This is a genomic window from Candidatus Endolissoclinum faulkneri L2, assembly GCF_000319385.1.
Lineage (GTDB): Bacteria > Pseudomonadota > Alphaproteobacteria > Thalassobaculales > Thalassobaculaceae > Thalassobaculum > Thalassobaculum faulkneri.
The window spans coordinates 1462284-1481191 of the sequence record NC_019566.1; the positions used below are offsets into that span (position 1 = coordinate 1462284).

General features: G+C 35.0%; 12 protein-coding genes and 1 tRNA gene. 3 read left to right on the top strand and 10 right to left on the bottom strand.

What is annotated here, in order from left to right; translation table 11 throughout:
* Nucleotides 1–167: 167 nt before the first annotated feature.
* Entirely contained in the window at nt 168–1463 is a 1296-nt protein-coding gene (ahcY, locus tag A1OE_RS04040; RefSeq protein WP_015089195.1) for an adenosylhomocysteinase, read from the top strand.
* A 621-nt stretch (nt 1464–2084) separates the two neighbouring features.
* On the opposite strand, the gene rsmG is transcribed toward ahcY, so the two are convergent.
* The 6 genes from rsmG to A1OE_RS04070 all read right to left on the bottom strand — a co-directional run bounded on the left by rsmG (nt 2085) and on the right by A1OE_RS04070 (nt 10719).
* Complete coding sequence (gene rsmG / locus A1OE_RS04045; protein WP_015089197.1) at nt 2085–2690, bottom strand: 16S rRNA (guanine(527)-N(7))-methyltransferase RsmG; 606 nt, start codon at nt 2688–2690, stop codon at nt 2085–2087.
* Nucleotides 2687–4555 carry a tRNA uridine-5-carboxymethylaminomethyl(34) synthesis enzyme MnmG gene (gene mnmG / locus A1OE_RS04050; RefSeq protein ID WP_015089198.1) on the bottom strand — a complete coding sequence of 623 codons (1869 nt, stop codon included), beginning with the start codon at nt 4553–4555 and terminating at the stop codon, nt 2687–2689. Before mnmG ends, rsmG begins: the two co-directional genes overlap by 4 nt.
* An 88-nt stretch (nt 4556–4643) precedes the next feature.
* Entirely contained in the window at nt 4644–5978 is a 1335-nt protein-coding gene (gene mnmE, locus A1OE_RS04055; RefSeq protein WP_015089199.1) for a tRNA uridine-5-carboxymethylaminomethyl(34) synthesis GTPase MnmE, read from the bottom strand.
* A 1035-nt stretch (nt 5979–7013) separates the two neighbouring features.
* The gene (gene mltA, locus A1OE_RS04060) at nt 7014–8264 is read right to left on the bottom strand and encodes a murein transglycosylase A (protein WP_081581166.1); all 1251 of its coding nucleotides are present in this window, start codon (nt 8262–8264) and stop codon (nt 7014–7016) included.
* On the bottom strand, nt 8206–8907 hold the full coding sequence (locus A1OE_RS04065) for a Tim44/TimA family putative adaptor protein (protein ID WP_148276848.1): 702 nt from the start codon (nt 8905–8907) through the stop codon (nt 8206–8208). The genes mltA and A1OE_RS04065 overlap by 59 nt, the downstream gene beginning before the upstream one ends.
* 1422 nt (nt 8908–10329) lie before the next feature.
* Nucleotides 10330–10719, bottom strand: a complete 390-nt coding sequence (locus A1OE_RS04070; protein ID WP_015089206.1) for a c-type cytochrome — start codon at nt 10717–10719, stop codon at nt 10330–10332.
* 425 nt (nt 10720–11144) lie between these two features.
* On the opposite strand from A1OE_RS04070, the gene A1OE_RS04075 reads away from it, so the two are divergent.
* A tRNA-Gly gene (locus A1OE_RS04075) sits at nt 11145–11218 on the top strand.
* Nucleotides 11219–11478: 260 nt separating this feature from the next.
* The gene (locus A1OE_RS04080; RefSeq protein ID WP_015089207.1) at nt 11479–12666 is read left to right on the top strand and encodes a phosphoglycerate kinase; all 1188 of its coding nucleotides are present in this window, start codon (nt 11479–11481) and stop codon (nt 12664–12666) included.
* A gap of 280 nt (nt 12667–12946) precedes the next feature.
* Here A1OE_RS04080 and polA read toward each other — a convergent pair whose 3' ends face one another.
* From polA to hemE, 4 genes are all read right to left on the bottom strand, one after another.
* Nucleotides 12947–15772, bottom strand: a complete 2826-nt coding sequence (gene polA / locus A1OE_RS04085) for a DNA polymerase I (RefSeq protein ID WP_044283311.1) — start codon at nt 15770–15772, stop codon at nt 12947–12949.
* Nucleotides 15773–15966: 194 nt separating this feature from the next.
* Nucleotides 15967–17226 (bottom strand): transcription termination factor Rho, encoded by a 1260-nt coding sequence (gene rho / locus A1OE_RS04090; RefSeq protein ID WP_015089209.1) that lies wholly within the window; start codon nt 17224–17226, stop codon nt 15967–15969.
* Between the two features lie 203 nt (nt 17227–17429).
* On the bottom strand, nt 17430–17861 hold the full coding sequence (gene hemJ / locus A1OE_RS04095; RefSeq protein ID WP_015089210.1) for a protoporphyrinogen oxidase HemJ: 432 nt from the start codon (nt 17859–17861) through the stop codon (nt 17430–17432).
* Nucleotides 17862–17868: 7 nt separating this feature from the next.
* On the bottom strand, nt 17869–18891 hold the full coding sequence (hemE, locus tag A1OE_RS04100) for a uroporphyrinogen decarboxylase (RefSeq protein WP_015089211.1): 1023 nt from the start codon (nt 18889–18891) through the stop codon (nt 17869–17871).
* Nucleotides 18892–18908 lie beyond the last annotated feature (17 nt).

An 18908-nucleotide genomic window follows, 5' to 3' on the forward strand; every position in this document is an offset into this window, starting at 1 on the left:
AAATAACAAGCTTAAGCTTTATTTTGCTGTCAAGATACCTAGATATCGTTAGGTTTTGGTTTAACTATTGATATTTTGATATCTAACTATTGATGGTTAGGAGAAAGACGGATTTTGCTTATTATATGCATAAGTTTAAGATTATAAATAATAATGAGGAATATTTAATGGCAAAATTTAACGATTATAAGGTAGCGGATATTTCCTTAGCGGAATGGGGAAAGCGAGAAATAGCAATTGCTGAGACTGAAATGTCTGGTTTGATGGCAATTCAAGAAGAATATATATCTTACAAACCACTTAAAGGTGCGCAAATCATTGGGTGCTTGCATATGACCATCCAAACTGCTGTATTAATTAAAACACTAATTGCGCTTGGAGCAGAAGTTCGCTGGTCATCATGCAATATTTTTTCTACCCAAGATCATGCTGCTGCAGCCATTGCTGCGTCCGATATTCCTGTATTTGCTTGGAAAGGTGAAACAGAAGAAGAATATGAGTGGTGTATTCGTCAAACTATTGAAGGTCCAAATAGTTGGCATGCAAACATGTTATTGGATGATGGAGGGGATCTGACAAAAATAATGCATGAGAAATATCCCGAGTTACTCAATAATATACGAGGTGTTTCTGAAGAAACTACGACAGGTGTGCATCGTCTATATGAGATGGTAAAAAAAGGCACACTAATGATTCCGGCTATTAATGTTAATGACAGTGTGACCAAGTCAAAATTTGATAATCTTTATGGCTGCCGCGAGAGCTTAGCAGATGGTATTCGTCGAGCTACCGACGTAATGTTTGCTGGTAAAGTTGCTTGTGTTGCAGGATACGGTGATGTTGGCAAAGGTTCAGCACAATCTCTTCGCAATGCTGGGGCACGTGTCATCATTACCGAAATAGATCCAATCTGCGCCTTACAAGCTGCTATGGAAGGTTTTGCAGTCGTAACCATGGAAGATGCAGCTTCAAGCGCCGATATTTTTGTAACCGCTACTGGCAACAAGGATATCATTACTATCGATCACATGAGAGCAATGAAGGATAGAGCAATTGTTTGTAATATTGGTCACTTCGATAATGAAATCCAAATTGATGGCCTACGTAATCTTAAATGGGAACCAGTAAAGCCACAAGTCGATGAGATTGTATTTCCAGACGGTAAGCGTATTATATTGCTTGCTGAAGGTCGGTTGGTAAACCTTGGTTGCGCCACTGGGCATCCCAGTTTTGTAATGAGTGCCTCCTTTTCAAATCAAACGATGGCTCAAATTGAGCTTTGGAAAAATCATAATAAATACGATAAGCAAGTTTATCTCTTGCCCAAAAAACTAGATGAGAGAGTTGCAGAACTCCATTTGAAAAAGATTAACGCAAAAATATCCAAGCTGTCTGAAGAACAAGCCGCATATATTGGCGTAAATACTAAAGGGCCTTTTAAGTCAGATACTTATCGTTACTAGCTTTAAACGTAAAGCCACAGATAAAGTCAGTGTATAATAAATCTATTTAATGATTATCACTAAGTTAAAATCAATTCTTCGATAACGATAAATTTTTAATTGATTTACTTGAATTTAAATTCATAGCTAAACTAGTTTGATGTGAATAATATACACAAAATTAAGATAAAATGTTTTAATATAGTATACAAAACTATCTTAACGAATGAGTATAATATTAATTACTTTTCTCAAAAATACCGAGTCAGTTTCCATAATGATTATAAACAGATTAAAATAAATTATATTCACTTAATTAACATCCAATATTAATTGCTAGTAATTCAATAGTGGACAGGACTCAGCATAGTACAAAGCTGTAAAACCCCCATCTCTTACTTGAAAAAGAAACGCATAAATTAATTTATTGATTAAATCCAAGTCCTATCCTGAACAAAATAAATTATATAAATAATGAAAATACTTATTTTCTATACATTACCGATAGCTAAAAATAAATATTCCTACTATCTGCTAAACCCTTCAAGCTTTCTAAGCCAATATCATACCATATTCTTTAGCTAAAGTATTTTAGCAAATAACAACAACATTAAACATAAATTAACTATCTAAATATATCCGTCAAACACGGATTACTTTCTCAAGTTTCAACACAACTCCTCGAGGATACGCAATACTTGAATATTTAGTTACTAACATTTTCCAAGTATTTTGTGCAATTATTAACTCTTCATCAACACGTTCTCCTTTTAGAAATAAAAATACCGTTTCTGCATAAGAATATGACTCAGAATAGCGTAATAACTTATCAACCGATGCAAGTGCTCGTGCTGTAATAATGCCAGCCGTAGTAAACTGTAATGATTCAATACGGCAAGCTTTAATAATCGGACTAACACCAATGACACTAAGCACTGCTTGCAAAAAGGCTATTTTACGACTATCTGATTCTACGATAACAATATCTTCTCGTCCAATAATGGATAATACTAAACCAGGAAACCCAGCTCCTGATCCCAAATCAAGAACTGGTCCAGGTAAATCTTTCATGTGTATTAGGAGCTGAGCAGAATCAAGAAAATGACGAGACCACAGATTAGTAAGCGTATTATATGATACAAGACTACTGCGTGACTGCCATTTTACCAATAATTCAGCATATTTTTCCAAATCCTTGCGTTGGTTATTAGTAAGAGAAAGAAGCTGCTGAAGATCACTAGGTGTCATATATTAAGCGTTTTATCAATTTTTTTTAAATGATGAAGTAAAGCTACAATTGCTGCTGGTGTCATTCCTGGCAAGCGACTCGCTTGACCAAGCGTTCTTGGCCGTTTAATCATAAGAAGATTACAAATTTCCGCAGAAAGAGAGCCGATAGATGATGGATTGAGATCTGCGGGTAGTTCTAATGCATGGTCATAACGATATGCTTTAATATCTGCTTCCTGTCGATCAAGATATCTTGCATATTTTGCTTCAATGGTAATCTGTTCTGCAATAAACTGAGGAATTTCAGACAATTTTTCAGGCCATGCATTAACTAATTTATCCCAGTTCACATCAGAATTAGCAAGCAAATCCATTGCAGAACGATGTTTACCATCTTGATTGACGCTAAAGCCTAGTTTTGAGAGCATATGAGGAAAACCACCAAGAGTTTTTAATGTTTTATGTGCAAGAGATATTGCATCTCGGCGTGCCGTAAATGCTTTACTTCGAACCGATCCAATCAAGCCAATACTTTCTCCCATAGGGGTTAAACGAACATCGCTGTTATCAACCCGCAATCGTAACCGGTACTCGGCACGAGAAGTAAACATACGATAAGGCTCTGGAGCTCCGCGAGAAATCAGGTCATCAATCATTACCCCAATATATCCGTCAGCCCTATCTATATAAAATTTTTGATTAGAGCCGCTGGCTGTTAAAGCTGCATTTACAGCAGAGACAATTCCTTGTGCTGCAGCCTCTTCATATCCAGTAGTTCCGTTAATTTGACCAGCTAAATAAAGACCAGGCAATGCTCTGACTTCCAAGCTTTCAGATAATGCACGTGGGTCAACATAGTCATACTCAATAGCATAACCATATTGTACAATACGCGCCCGCTCAAGTCCCCGAATTGACGCAACTACCTGATCTTGAACAGGCCGTGGCAAAGAAGTTGAAATTCCGTTTGGATAAATAGTTAAACCGTCAATTTCCTCTGGCTCTAGAAAAATTTGATGCATTCTCTTATCGGGAAATCGGACAATCTTATCTTCTACTGATGGACAATAGCGTGGTCCAAAACTACTAATCTGTCCACTATGCGTCGCTGCAAGGCTTAAATTATCCCGAATAATCGTATGTGTTAGTGGATTTGTATAAGTAATATGACAAGGTACCTGATGAATATTAATTTTTTCAGTCAAGGTTGAGAATGGTGTTGGAGGATCATCGCCTGGCTGAAGCTCAAGACCATTCCAATCTACTGTTAAACCGTCAAGGCGTGGTGGTGTGCCAGTTTTTAAACGCCCCATCGGTAAACCTAAACGCTCCAAAGTTAATGCAAGCCCAATTGCAGGAGCATCTCCAAGACGACCTGCTGACCAGCGTTCTTTACCTATATGAATTTCACCACGAAGAAAAGTACCTGTAGTCAAAACAACAGCAGCAGACATCCATTCAGACCCATCGCCCAAAATTACACCACAACAACGCCCATTAATAACCAATAAATCCTCGACCACTCCTTCAACAATAGATAAAGTATCGTATTCATCTAATATGCTCTGAATAGCCATACGATAAAGTGTTCGATCAGCCTGTGCTCGAGAGCCTCGTACAGCCGGCCCTCTAGAGCGATTTAACATTCGAAACTGAATGCCTGATCGATCAATAGCTCTAGCCATTATCCCGTCTAGCGCATCAATCTCAGAAACGATATGAGCTTTCCCAATACCGCCAATCGCAGGATTACATGACATCAAGCCAATATTATCACGACAGTGAGTAAATAGTAATGTACGAGCTCCCATACGAGAAGCGGCTGCTGCTGCTTCCGACCCAGCATGACCTCCACCAACAACAATAATATCAAAGGCATTCATTATAATAAAATCCGTAAAACTATTGCTCAAGCATCAAATGTTTGACATTTTTGATTTGCCCACATTTTTGGTAAAAATTGATTTAACTTTATTTTCCGATACAAAATTCTTCAAAAATTTGGTCAAGTATATTTTCTACATCAACCACTCCTAGTATCCGCTCAAGAGAGCATGTAGATAATCGCAAATCTTCAGCTACAACCTCTAAAGGTTCACTCCCATCAAATGCCTCTAGCACTCTTTGCAATCCGTCACATGCGACTCGTACTCCATTAATATGTCTTGCCCGTGTAAGAGTAATCGATCCAGTTCGTTCCATACAATCAGCAATTATAGTACTAAGCATTTGAATAAATACTTTAGTGCCAGCGCCTGTCTTAATAGATATGCCAATCCAAGGTGCAGGGGGAGGGATGTCATCAATTAAATCAATCTTAGTAGCAAGTGCTAGCGTAGTCTGTTGCGACAAATAATGATTAACAGCGGTCCGTCCCATCTCACCCTCGCTTGCATCAGAAAGAATCAAAGTAATATCAGCATTCTCAAGGCGAGCTAAAGTTCTCCGCACTCCTTCTGCCTCAATTACATCAGTTGCTTCTCGTAAGCCAGCAGTATCAGCTAGTGTAACAGCATACCCGTCAATATCTAAATAAACCTCTAAAATATCTCGAGTAGTACCAGGTATTGAACTAACAATTGCAACATCCCGTTTAGCTAACCAGTTGAGAAGAGATGATTTGCCTGCATTAGGAGCCCCAACTATTGCAATCTGTACTCCCTCACGTATTCTCTCAGCGTGACTAGCGTCTTCTAAAGCTAGATTCATCTCAGCTCGTAAAGAGATGAGATTATTTTTGATCTCTTGTTGAATAGTGTCAGGCAAGCCATCATCCGGAAAGTCAATAAATGCTTCAATTTTAGCCATAGCGGAAAGAAGTTTATCTCGCCAACTTTTTAAGGCTAATTCTAGATTACCAGTTGCTTGCGCAATCGCCTGACGTCTTTGTTTATCAGTTTCCGCATCGATAAGATCTAAAATTCCTTCAGCACTCGTTAAATCAATTCGATCGTTAAGAAAAGCTCGACGAGTAAATTCTCCCGGATAAGCAATACGTAGTCCAGGCATTGACGACAAATAGTTACACACTGCGCTCAAAACAGCAGAACCACCATGTAAGTGGAGCTCCACTAGATCCTCGCCAGTAGCACTTATAGGTTTTGGAAAAGCGACAACCATTGCTTTATCTAAAACTTCCCCATTCTGTGAATCATGCAACAATCTTAACGAAAGCTGACGCGGAGGAAGGACATCGCCAGTTAAATCAATTAGCACATCCATAGACTTTGGACCAGAAATTCGAACAATCGATAAAGCAGACCGCCCAAGTGCTGTAGCAGGAGCGAATATTGTATCTTGCCTCACTACGCAACCTTACTAGTATACACTATGTAATCAATATTTTCTTAGTTAATCTTTGGTGAAAAATTAATTTTTATAATACCATTTTGTACTAATTATCAGCAAAGAGGATAATCAAACTTTTCTTGTGCGCTACATAACCCTGATCCAGTCAAATATTAATATGCTAATTCATATATAATGATCGATAACAATAACTAAATTACCTAATTTATCAATACTATACAAAAATAAACTTATTAATTTTTCGGCAAGAGTAAATTTAATAGCCATACTATGGCAAAAAATATTAACATATTCAAATGCCGCACTTGCTGCCTTGAATCGATTACAATGAGTATTGTTACATTAAACTAATTTCCATACCATAAAGTGATTTCGATTAATAATCTAATCTCATGTATTAGATGTAATAGCGTAATTTACTTCATCAAAAACAAGTAATCATACTTATAATCTATAGATGTAATTTTTACAGCATTTTTTTTATAAACAAGATAGCAGCATTTCGCTATATTTAAGAATAAGCTTATTTTTACGCTTATTATAATTAGCAAAACCATAGTAAAAATTTATGCATAGTCTGGAGCTTACACTACTTTTCTTTGCTCGCAAAGAAAAGTTAAACTTTAGCATGCAACAATAACCTAATTGATATGTAATTGTAGCTAGATTAACCTTTTTAGATATAAATTTTATCGCTTAATGAATAACAACATATATAAAATCAATTAAATAGCTAAACAACCGGCTATGACAAACCATTAAACTATTTACAGTTTTTCTTTTAATAATAACACTTTCAGGCTCAATCATAAACTAAGTTTAATATGAAAATTAATTACCTTTATTCCACAACGTAAAAATTTTTTATACTTTTATCACCAATCAAATTAAAACTACAATACTAGTAAGCGTTCTACGATAAGATCAATTGATAAAAATAAATATTTCTTTTCACGATCTTCATGTATATAAAGCAACTTCTATTTAACGAATTAAAATAAATGTCAGTTTACCTAATATATAAATACACCCCTAGTGCATAGAATTTGGGTTAACGTTAATCGGAAGCAAAAGCCAAATACGACCTTTAGCTTTCATAGGGCCAGCCATTTCTCCAGCACTTTCTCCAGATCCCCAAAAAAAATCACCACGGATCGGGCCATGAATTGCACCTCCGGTATCTTGAGCAACCATTAACCTCCTAATCCTGCTGTTATAATAATCATAATCGATATCCACCCAAATTGGTACTCCCAGGGCATGCTTAGTGGGATCTACAGCCAAAGAACGTCCAGCAGTTAATACCACTCCTTGAGCTCCGATAGGCCCTTCTCCACTGATCTCACGAAAAAAAATATAAGAAGCATTAAGATTCATTATAGAATGCATTTGTTTTGGATGATTCTTTAACCATGTACGAATTTTTTGCATCGATATCCCATCATGCTCAACGTATCCTTCCTTGATCAAATACTGTCCAATTGGAAAATAAGCATGTCCATTTTGCCCGTCGTAACCAACGCGAGTATGACTACCGTCCGGTAAAATTATAAGACCAGAACCTTGAATATGTAAAAAAAATGCATCTATAGGATCAGATAAATAAAAAATCGCCTTGACTTTATTTTTTAAAGATCCACCCTCAATCTCGGCACGACTGTCATAAGGTTTTATCTGGAATTCTTCAGATCGTCCAGCAATGGACTCTCTTTTCATATTTTTACGAAAATTACCGAAATTTACCATAATCAAATTATCTGGACGAGAATACAGCGGTACAGTATAGTTGACATCATATTTACGTGCACCGCGAACTGTCGGCTCATAATAACCAGTAAAAAGATCATCGCTGGAAATTTCATCTGAGGCACGCCAAACAGCAAAATATTCTTCAAACACCGCTCGAAATGTTGCAGCAGAACTATTAGTTTTAAAGTTATGCTTCAATGCCATACAAGCTTTACGCCAATCTCCAACTGTACCAAAACGCGGCACTGCAGAACTTATATACTTATCGTCATTCTTCCTCAATATACAAGAACAAGAACTCAACATAGCTGGCACAGCCGCATCAACGTTATCCTCTAACCATCCGGGAAGGTTAGCAAAGCTATACCTGGATAAAAATAAAGTTTTTCCTTTTTCTGCTGTAGAAAAATTATTTACTGAACATGCAGTTAAATTACTCAACAACAATAATACAGCGATTAGCGCTAAATCTCGCTTATTCTTCAGGAACACAGGCTGCGATAAGCTCCCAATTGGGATCATTGGAACGAACATCACGCTTAAAAGTCCAAATATCGATTAGCGTATCAATGCTATCTTGATCACTTGCAAGTTCTTTATTGGAATCATTTATATTTGCTATTGCGTGTTCAGTCACAAACTTTAAAGTTATTATGGCTTCGTAACCAATCAGCTCCGCACCAGTAATATCAATAGAACGAAAAGTTACAATAGAAGTTTTTTGAATCTCTTGAGCTTCTTCACGTTCTTCTATCGCCTGCATAAAACTGCTATAAAGAGGAACTGAAACGAGAGATTTTAGAGTATCTACATCGCCTGCCTCATAAGCTTGAACAATCACTTCAAAGGCAACGCGAGCGCCGGTGAGAAATTTTTTCTCATCAAACTTATTATCAGCTTGTTTAATACAATCCAAGCTAACCTTTGATGAAGCAATTTCATTAATGTCAGGATATTCCTTGATCACGCGATCAGAAAGTGAAATTGTATTACCACTATCAGTTTCTTGTGTGGATGTCGATATAAAATGATCCGGTCGCTTCTTCTCGTTACCAGTTCGTCGACCTAATACACTACGCAGCTTCAAGATCAAAAAGCCAGCAATCATAGCATAAATAATAATCTCAAAAAGTGGAAAATTAGATCCCATAAATGTTATGTCCTTAGGATAAAACAAGGATTATCCACCCGCTTAATATGCACACTCAATAACAGTACAATCCCCCGCCATTTCCATACATTTATAAACTTATCAAAATAAAACATATTGCATCGTTGTGACAAGAGATGATAGTTAATTCTAACAGCCATAAAATAGATAGGATATTAATCTGAAAGGGCAAGAATGAGTTTAATCATTCTGCTTATTATACTAGTATTAGGATAATTAAACTTTGACTGTATCATAAAATTTAAAATTAAATTAATTTGATAATAAAGATAGAGTAATCATCAAATTTAAAGTATTCCACAGTACAATGGATTTTTCATTAAAAAAGAATGAAATAATATAATAAAATCTATAGAGTAAATCGTTTTTATTTTGTTACATGTTAAATAACTACTTACTTAATATACTGCTAATTATGTATAAATTTGTAGACATATCATCTTGGTTCTTCGCTGTTTTTATCATTGTTCAAGTGCAAAAAAAGAATAGCACAACTTAATCCAAACAGATCTAGATCATAAAACCTGATTTAAATAAAGCTCTAAGTACTAGTAGTACCGTCTTGTCTTAATTCAAGTGATTATTTATTTAGTAATTCCTATTATCATCAGATAAAGTAATTTGTGATATTTAGATAATCTCGATCATAAAAATTTATGTAACCACTGCAGATGAAATCATGCTAGCAATTACAATAGTTAATTTTCTATTTTTCTAGACTTATAGCTAAGTCGGATTGTATTGTAAAAACAATACATTTATCATAAGTAAAAAAATTTTTAACCTATTAATAAATTAATATAAATTATTTAAATATGATTAAAATAAAAATCATATATCCAATAGTTATTTATACCATAGCAAAACTCGATTAGTACAATTGATATTAAAAGAGTACACCACAGAAACTAAAATTGAATTATTACATACTTCATTAGTAATCATACTTTAATTACAAAATTATAGTATTTACAAAAATTAATTTCAAATTGTTAATAATTAAATATTGCGATAAATTTACTTTTGTAAAAGATAGATACATTAATCTAATCTACAAAATTTAATTTTAACTTAAAGTAACACTTAGTAACAAATTATATTTGTAATAATCAATTAACTAAATGCAAGCTATTAATATATTGTAAAGTTTATTTTTATGTACTACAACACGGCACAAAGGCTATCCTAATTTTTTTTAGAAAAGCCTTTGTGTAAAAAAGCAATTAAATAAAAAATTAAAAATAACCTAACCTTTATTTAAATTATACCATTGTTACACCGCAAGTGTATGACAAAAATGACTAAATTCACCGTTAACTGCTTTCTTATTAGCAAAACACTGCATCTCTTTAGATAAAGATTATTAATATATTTAATCACAATTTAGGAAGATATTTTTACTTGTAATAAATTTACCTAACTAAATTATCATTTAACTACTTGCTGCAAGTAAGATATTACATCCTGCCGATCTTTGATATTTTTCAAACCAACAAAAGGCATTTTATTACCCGGTAATGCTTTTTTAGGATTTTCCAAATATATATTTAAGTTGTTTGCGTCCCAGATAATTCCATAATTTTTCATTGCTTCTGAATAACGTTTATAGCCCTCAGCAGTACCCGCACGTCGTCCTATAACTCCATAAAGAGAAGGACCCTGACGGTGTTGACCTTGCTGCACTGTATGACATGCTTGACATTTACGAAAAACATTTTTACCAGCAACCGGATCTCCATCTTGGGCGAATGCTAAGGAAGGAAAAATTAGCATACATCCTATAATAGGGAGGCGGATAAGTAGATTAATTGTAATCATAAAAACTCCGCTACTAAAATAAAATTCCTATGGGTTAATGATAAAATAAATCTATTTTAAGATTAGTCTGTGTTTGTTATGCAATTTTCTAATCTGAATTATTTATATCACTAGTTTGGTATATAATGCTATAAATAATTCAGATTAGAAAATTGCATTCGTCATCATAATTAATTATGAGCAAAATAATAATCTATGAATATCACAATTAAATCAATCTATTATCACGGAAATTAATTAACATGCTAATCAATAATCCTCTTCTAAACTAGAATTATAATTATTTTTTTAAAAAAAAATTGTGATCTATGAGATGGATTATAAAAAATAAGCTAAAATTAAGCAGATTTTTAATCTTCGACCATTAATAAATTTGAGATTAAGTCTTAATATATGCATATTAAGACTTATACCAGCGTAGTAATGCGGGCGTAGTTCAATGGTAGAACCTCAGCCTTCCAAGCTGATGATGCCGGTTCGATACCGGTCGCCCGCTCCAATACTAATAAATTATCCTCTATAATCTAATTAATAGATTACATTTAGATATATTATAGTCTTTTTTATTTAAAAATTAATCTACAATCAAACTAGAACAGTAATGCTCTACTTGGGAAAATCAATTTTAATTGCTAGACGATTTTAATTAATGCTCGCAGGATAAAGTATTATTTACAATTTATTATGCTGACTGCAGCATAAAGATAGACTCATACCTACCATAAATAAAATTTATTTTTCGTAATAGGAAAGGCTTAGATGAGTAATTACCGTACACTGGATAATATTACAGTCAAGGGTAAGCGCGTATTACTACGACTTGACCTAAATATTCCAATGAATAATGGCATAGTAAAAGATACTAATAGACTTAAACGGTCTGCTCCTACTGTCATAGAACTATCCAATAAAGGTGCTAAAATAATAATTATTTCCCATTATGGTAGACCTAAAAAAAAGCCAGATGCCAAGTTATCAATGCAGCCAATTGTTGAACCGCTAGCAAAAGCTAGTGGGCGCAAGATTAACTTTGTGCACAATTGCATCGGTGCAGTTGCTGAAAATGCAGTTGCTAATTTATTAGAAGGGGAAATAGTGCTACTAGAGAACCTACGCTTCCACAATGGTGAGCAAACAAACGACATTAACTTTGCATCAAGTCTCGCTAAGCTTGCGGATATCTACGTAAACGATGCTTTCTCCGCCTCTCATCGTGCTCACGCTTCTATAAAAGGAGTCGCGGACATTCTGCCTGCATTTGCTGGACGTTTGATGGAAGCAGAATTAAATGCCCTAAACTACACTTTACAAGGTCCAGTGATAGCTGTCATTGGTGGCGATAAAGTCAGTACAAAACTGAACATACTAATTAATCTTGTTTCTCAGGTTGAAGTACTCGCTATTGGCGGCTGTATGGCTAACACTTTTTTATTTGCTAACGGAGTAGGTATTGGTAAATCACTAGTTGAGCCAAATTTTATAGATACAGTGTATGACATACAGGCCAAAGCTAAAGAAGCAAACTGTGATATATTGCTTTCAATTGACGCAATAGTGGCGGATGCTTTAGTCGCAGATGTAAAAACTAAGACTGTAGATATTCTTAAAGTTCCCTCGAACAAAATGATTCTTGACATAGGCCCTAAAACACTAGAGCTTATTACGAAGCGAATAGAAGCATGCAAAACGTTAGTATGGAACGGTCCTTTAGGAGCGTTTGAAATGAAGCCATTTGATAAAAATACAATCGCTTTAGCTAAGACAGTCGCTGATATGACTGATCGCGGACAAATCATATCTATCGCTGGCGGTGGAAATACTATGGCTGCCTTAGCTGAGGCAGGGGTAATCGATCGCTTTTCATATGTCTCTACAGCAGGTGGAGCTTTCTTAGAGCAACTCGAAGGTAAGGATCTACCGGGCATAACTGCTCTAAAAATAAATTAGCATTACATCACACAATGTAACGCTATAATAAACAAGAAATAAATTTGTATCTTGTAATTCAACAAACCATTAAAAGAGTTTATTATCGATTATTTATTAAATAATCGATAATAAACTAACAAGAATACTATATTGCTTTTAATAGAGCGCTAGATATTATATATATGCAATATATTTACCTTAAGTGTATTTTTGGATAATTATCTTATTTAAGATATTAAAATAATAAATTACTTTTTACTAAAAATAAATAAATTAATAATTGATATTAATTATTCACTTAATGTGCTGCTCCGTGACTATTTCCCCAGCCAGCCTTTACAACTAACGGTACGGATATATTAAGTGATGGAGTAGCAGCTCCCTCCATCACTTCTTTAATTAAATCAGCTGTAGCCTCAATATCACTTTCAGGTACTTCAAACAATAACTCGTCGTGCACTTGCAATAACATTTTTGCTTTAAAGTTTGCCTTATGCAAAGCAATTGACAAACGAACCATAGCTCGCTTGATAATATCAGCAGCAGTACCTTGAATTGGTGCATTAATAGCTGCCCGCTCGCCAAAATTTCTTTTGACTAGATTTTTTTCATGAATTGCATCAATATAAATCTTACGGCCAAAAAGAGTTTGTACATAGCCATACTCATGAGCTAGTCTTTTCATTTCAAGCATATAATCGATAATTCCAGAAAAGCGCTTAAAATAATCATTAATGTATCGCTGAGCTTCAATTCTCGAAATGCCTAACTGACTAGCCAAACCAAAACTAGAAATGCCATAAATGATACCAAAATTAATTGCCTTGGCTTTACGCCGAACATCAGAAGTCATCTTGTCAAGCGATATACCAAAAACTTCTGAAGCAGTTTGCTCATGAATATCTATACCGCGATTAAATGCCATACGCATTCCCTCTAATCCCGCTATATCGGCTAATAGACGTAGTTCAATTTGCGAATAATCTACCGACAGTAAAACATTACCCGGCTTTGCAACAAAGGCGGTACGAATTTTACGCCCATCGTCTGTACGTATAGGCACGTTTTGTAAATTTGGATGATTAGATGACAACCGGCCAGTTGCGACACCAGTCATCGAATATGAAGTATGAATACGCTTAGTTTCAGGGTTAATTTTAGCTAATAAAACATCAACGTAAGTAGATTTAAGCTTAACAAGACGACGATATTCGAGTATCTTAGCTGCTAACTCAACGCCTCGATCTGCCATTATTTCTAGTACTTTTGCGCCTGTGCTATAAGAACCTGTTTTGCTTTTTTTGCCCCAAGGTAATCTCAACTTGTCAAAAAGAATCTCGCCAAGCTGCTTATGTGAAGAAACGTTAAACTTTTCGCCGGCAAGATAATAGATTTCATTCTCGCGTTGCATAATACGTCTAGCAAAATCTCTAGACATATCGCCTAAAATTTTAGGATCAACTATAATACCATTACGTTCCATATCTACTAAAACTGGAATTAACGGTCGCTCCAATACCTCATAAACAGTAGTCATATGTTCTTTGATCAAACGAGGATGCAGCACTTTGTGCAAACGATAAATCATATCTGCATTTTCTGCAGCATAGCTCACTGCTTTATCTAAATTGACTTCAGCAAAACTGATTTGCTTTTTCCCTTTTCCACAAATATTTTCGAAAGAAATTTTGACATGCTTAAAATGCAAAAAAGTTAACTCATCAAGTTCATGGCCATGCATCTTACCCTCCAGTACATATGAAATGCACATAATATCGTCTAAAGGAGATACACTGATTTCTCCATTAATACTTCGACTCAGGACTAAACAGTCGTATTTGGCATTGTGCGCTATCTTAAGAACTGAAGAATTTTCAAAAAGCTCTTTAAGAGCGGGAATTGCTTCATTGAACGGGATTTGCTTAACTTCCTCAACTAAAAACGAAGTTGTAGCATTTATTTCATGGTAAATTCTATTATTCATATGACGTAAGGGAATATAGCAAGCTTTACCAGAAGATAAAGCTAGTGATATTCCTAATAATTCTGCCCGCATGGCATTCAAAGAAGTAGTTTCTATACTAAAAGATACTATGCCATTAGCTTCGGCATTATTTATCCAAAGACGCAAATTGTCCATGCTGGTTATAAGTTCATATCTAAGATCATTCTTGGTAGAAGCAACAAGGATATTCTTATCATCTATTTTTTCATAAGAATTCTGCACAAAATTACTCTCAAAGCGAGAAATTAACTTCTTAAAATTTTGATCATATAGAAAAGATAATACATTATTCACGTCAATATCATGTATAATCAGATCTTCAACATCTTCAGATAATTGAAGATCGTCCCTCAAGGTAACTAATTGTTTAGATATTCGAGCTAAATGCGCATTTTGAATAAGTTTTTGACGACGTTTAGGCTGTTTGATTTCCTTTAAGCAGCCAAGCAATGTCTCTAAGTCTCCGTATTGCTTTATAAGCTGAGCAGCTGTCTTAATACCAATGCTTGGTACCCCTGGTATATTGTCAATATAATCTCCAGCAAGAGCTTGAACATCAACTACTTTTTCTGGAAATACACCAAATTTTTCCATCACTTGATCTGAGCTAATTTGCACTTTTTTCATAGGATCATAAATGCTAACTCCTGAACGAACTAATTGCATCATATCTTTATCAGAAGATAATATGGTTACTTGCCATCCTTTCTCTACAGCTTCCCGCGTGTATGTTGCAATAACGTCATCCGCCTCAAAACCTTCCATTTCTATGCAAGGCACGTTAAAAGCCATAATGGCCTCGCGAATTAAGGGAAATTGTTTAATCAGATCTTCAGGAAGCTCTGGACGATTGGCTTTGTAGTGATGATAAATTCTGTGACGAAAGCTAAATCGACAATTATCAAAAATAACCGCCATACGATTAATATCTCTGTCTTCTATAAGCTTAATTAGCATATTGGAAAAGCCAAACACAGCATTGACGGGCATTCCGTCCGCACGCTTCATTGGAGGAATAGCATAATACGCACGAAAAACATAGCCAGATCCATCGACTAAAATTAGATGATCATGACCTGATTCACTTACATTGTTAACAGAAATAGTTAAATTTTTCATAGATGTTTTCGACAAATAAGACCGATTAATTAATTCAAGCAATTGGCCTATATAAGCAAGAAAATAAAACGTTGTAATTATTTATCATAAAATTTTACTCAAGAATGATTCTTATTTCATCATCTAAAGCATATTAGTAAATTAAACGAAGAATAATAGCAAATTATAAATAATTTAGTAACAAAGCACTAAAGCTAAGAATTCATTTGATCAAAAAAATCTTGATTGTTTTTAGAATGTTTGAGCTTATCGAGCAAAAATTCCATTCCATCAATCGCGCCCATTTGCATGAGAATACGGCGCAAAACCCACATCTTTGATAGAGTAGACTTATTTACTAATAACTCTTCTTTACGTGTACCCGATTTAGTAATATCAATTGCTGGAAAAGTTCGTTTATCTGCGAGTTTACGATCAAGAATAACTTCAGCATTACCAGTACCTTTAAATTCTTCGAATATAACTTCGTCCATTCTTGATCCGGTATCGACCAAAGCTGTAGCAATTATAGTAAGAGATCCACCTTCCTCAATATTACGAGCTGCACCAAAGAAACGCTTGGGACGTTGTAAGGCGTTAGCGTCTATGCCGCCAGTCAGTACTTTTCCAGAAGATGGCACAACGGTATTATAGGCACGAGCAAGGCGTGTAATAGAATCTAGCAAAATTACAACGTCTCGCTTATGTTCAACAAGACGCTTAGCCTTCTCTATAACAATCTCAGTGACTTGAACATGACGAGAAGCTGGTTCATCAAATGTTGAAGATATTACCTCTCCGTGTACAGAGCGTACCATATCTGTCACTTCTTCTGGACGCTCATCTATAAGCAATACAATAAGGTATACCCCAGTATTGCCTTCTGAAATTGCATGAGCAACGTTTTGTAGCATTACTGTTTTACCGGTACGTGGAGGTGCTACCAGCAATGCACGCTGACCTTTTCCTAAAGGAGAGATTAAACTAATCACCCTTGATGTAAAGTCTTTATTTTCAGTTTTAAATGCATTTTCTAAATTTAATTTTTCATTCGGAAATAACGGAGTCAGATTGTCAAAATTAATCCTATGACGAATAGCTTCTAGATGCTCGAAATTAATTTGATTTACTTTAAGTAAAGCGAAATAACGCTCGCCATCTTTTGGCGAACGAATCTGTCCTTCAATTGTATCTCCAGTACGTAAACCAAATCGGCGTACTTGACTAGGAGAAACATATATATCATCTGGACCAGGGAGGTAATTAGACTCCGGAGCACGAAGAAAGCCAAATCCGTCAGGAATAATCTCAAGTACTCCTTGACCTGAAATAGGCAGATCGTTTTCTGCTAGTTGCTTAAGAATAGCAAACATCATGTCTTGTTTGCGCAAGGTATTTACGTTTTCAATTTCAAGCTCTTCCGCGTAAGCGAGGAGATCAGCAGGCGTTTTAGCTTTAAGTTCTTGAAGATTCATCTGTGGTGGATTGCCTTCAAATAATTGACACTAAAATTGTAAATAGAAATGTGGGTGGTTTTATGCATCGGACAGCCTGCAGACGACCGCCTTGTAATACATACAATGTTATCGGAAAAATAAGTTGCTTGAGCAACAAGCTCAGCATTTTTTATGGTAATTGATTAAATAGTGTCAAGAGAGTTAATTATGGAAAATAACTATCAAAAAGGTTTTGTAATAACCAAAAAAATCACAAATACCATCAAAATGGTAGGAATTTCATTCATAATTCGAAAAAATGAAGCAGAATGTTTATTTTTATCAATCTCGAAAACTTTTCTCCAGTATCCCATAATGTGATGGATAACAGTTAATAGGATAATTAAAAAAAATTTTATATGCAGCCAAGTATTACTAGCCAATGACCAATTCATACACAACAGAGTAATCCCAAACCCCCATGTTGCCATCATGGCTGGATTCATAATAAAACGATAAAGGCGAAGTTCCATAATTTTAAATGTTTCCGAGGTAGAAGTATTTGTATCTTCATTTGCATGATATACGAATAGTCTAGGCAAGTAGAGCAAACCCACCATCCAAGCTATTACGCTAATCAAGTGTAATGATTTGATAATACCGTACCATTCCATAAAACACTTAGCTCCGAACTTGTTTTATTAATTCGATAACATTATTTACGGGGGTGTTTGGTAAAATACCATGTCCTAAATTAAAAATAAATGGTCCTGATGATAATGATTGCATTATACGATTAGTTTCTGTTTTTAAAGCACTGCCTCCTACTAATAAAGCAATAGGATCAAGATTGCCTTGTACAGGTATAATGTTCTGTAATTCGGAAGCTATACTAAGAGGAATAGTACTATCAAGCCCTACAGCATCAATCCCTGTATATGATGCATAATCTCTAATCATAGCCCCTGCACCTCGAGCAAAGCCAATAATTTTAATAGAAGGATGTAAACTTTTAATTTGTTTCACAATTTTTTTGGTTGGTTCTATTATCGCTTTTCTGAAAATACTTTCTGGTGCTATTCCTGCCCAGCTATCGAATAGCTGAATAATTTGGACTCCTGCTGATATCTGCTTATCTAGATAGGCGATCGTAGCATCAATAAGCAGATCAATAAGAAGTTGAAAACTTTTTGTACGTGTAAAAGCCCAAATTTTTATTTTTGTATAATCACGACTACTCCCTCCTTCTAGCATATAAGCAGCTACTGTCCAAGGACTACCTGCAAATCCTATTACTGGAATTTCCTTAGGTAAAATTTCTTTCAATCGATTAATAGTTTCATAAACATTTTTTATTCTAGTATGAAATTTATCTTCATTAAATGATGTAATATCTTTTTCAGTTTCTATTGGGGATATTACGGGTCCTTGCCCTTCTATAAACTTTAATTTATATCCTAGAGCTAATGTTACCAAAAGAATATCTGAAAATACAATTGCTGCATTTAAATTAAATCTTTTAATAGGCTGCATGGTTACTTCACAGGCCATTTGGGGATTTAGACATAATTCAATAAACCCTCCTGTTAATTTTCTTATCTCTTTGTATTCTGGTAGATAGCGTCCTGCTTGACGCATAAACCATATGGGTGGTGGTGATTTAATTGTTTTGTTTAAAGTATCTAAAATTGGGACATTTGACATAAATTTTGAACTTTCTA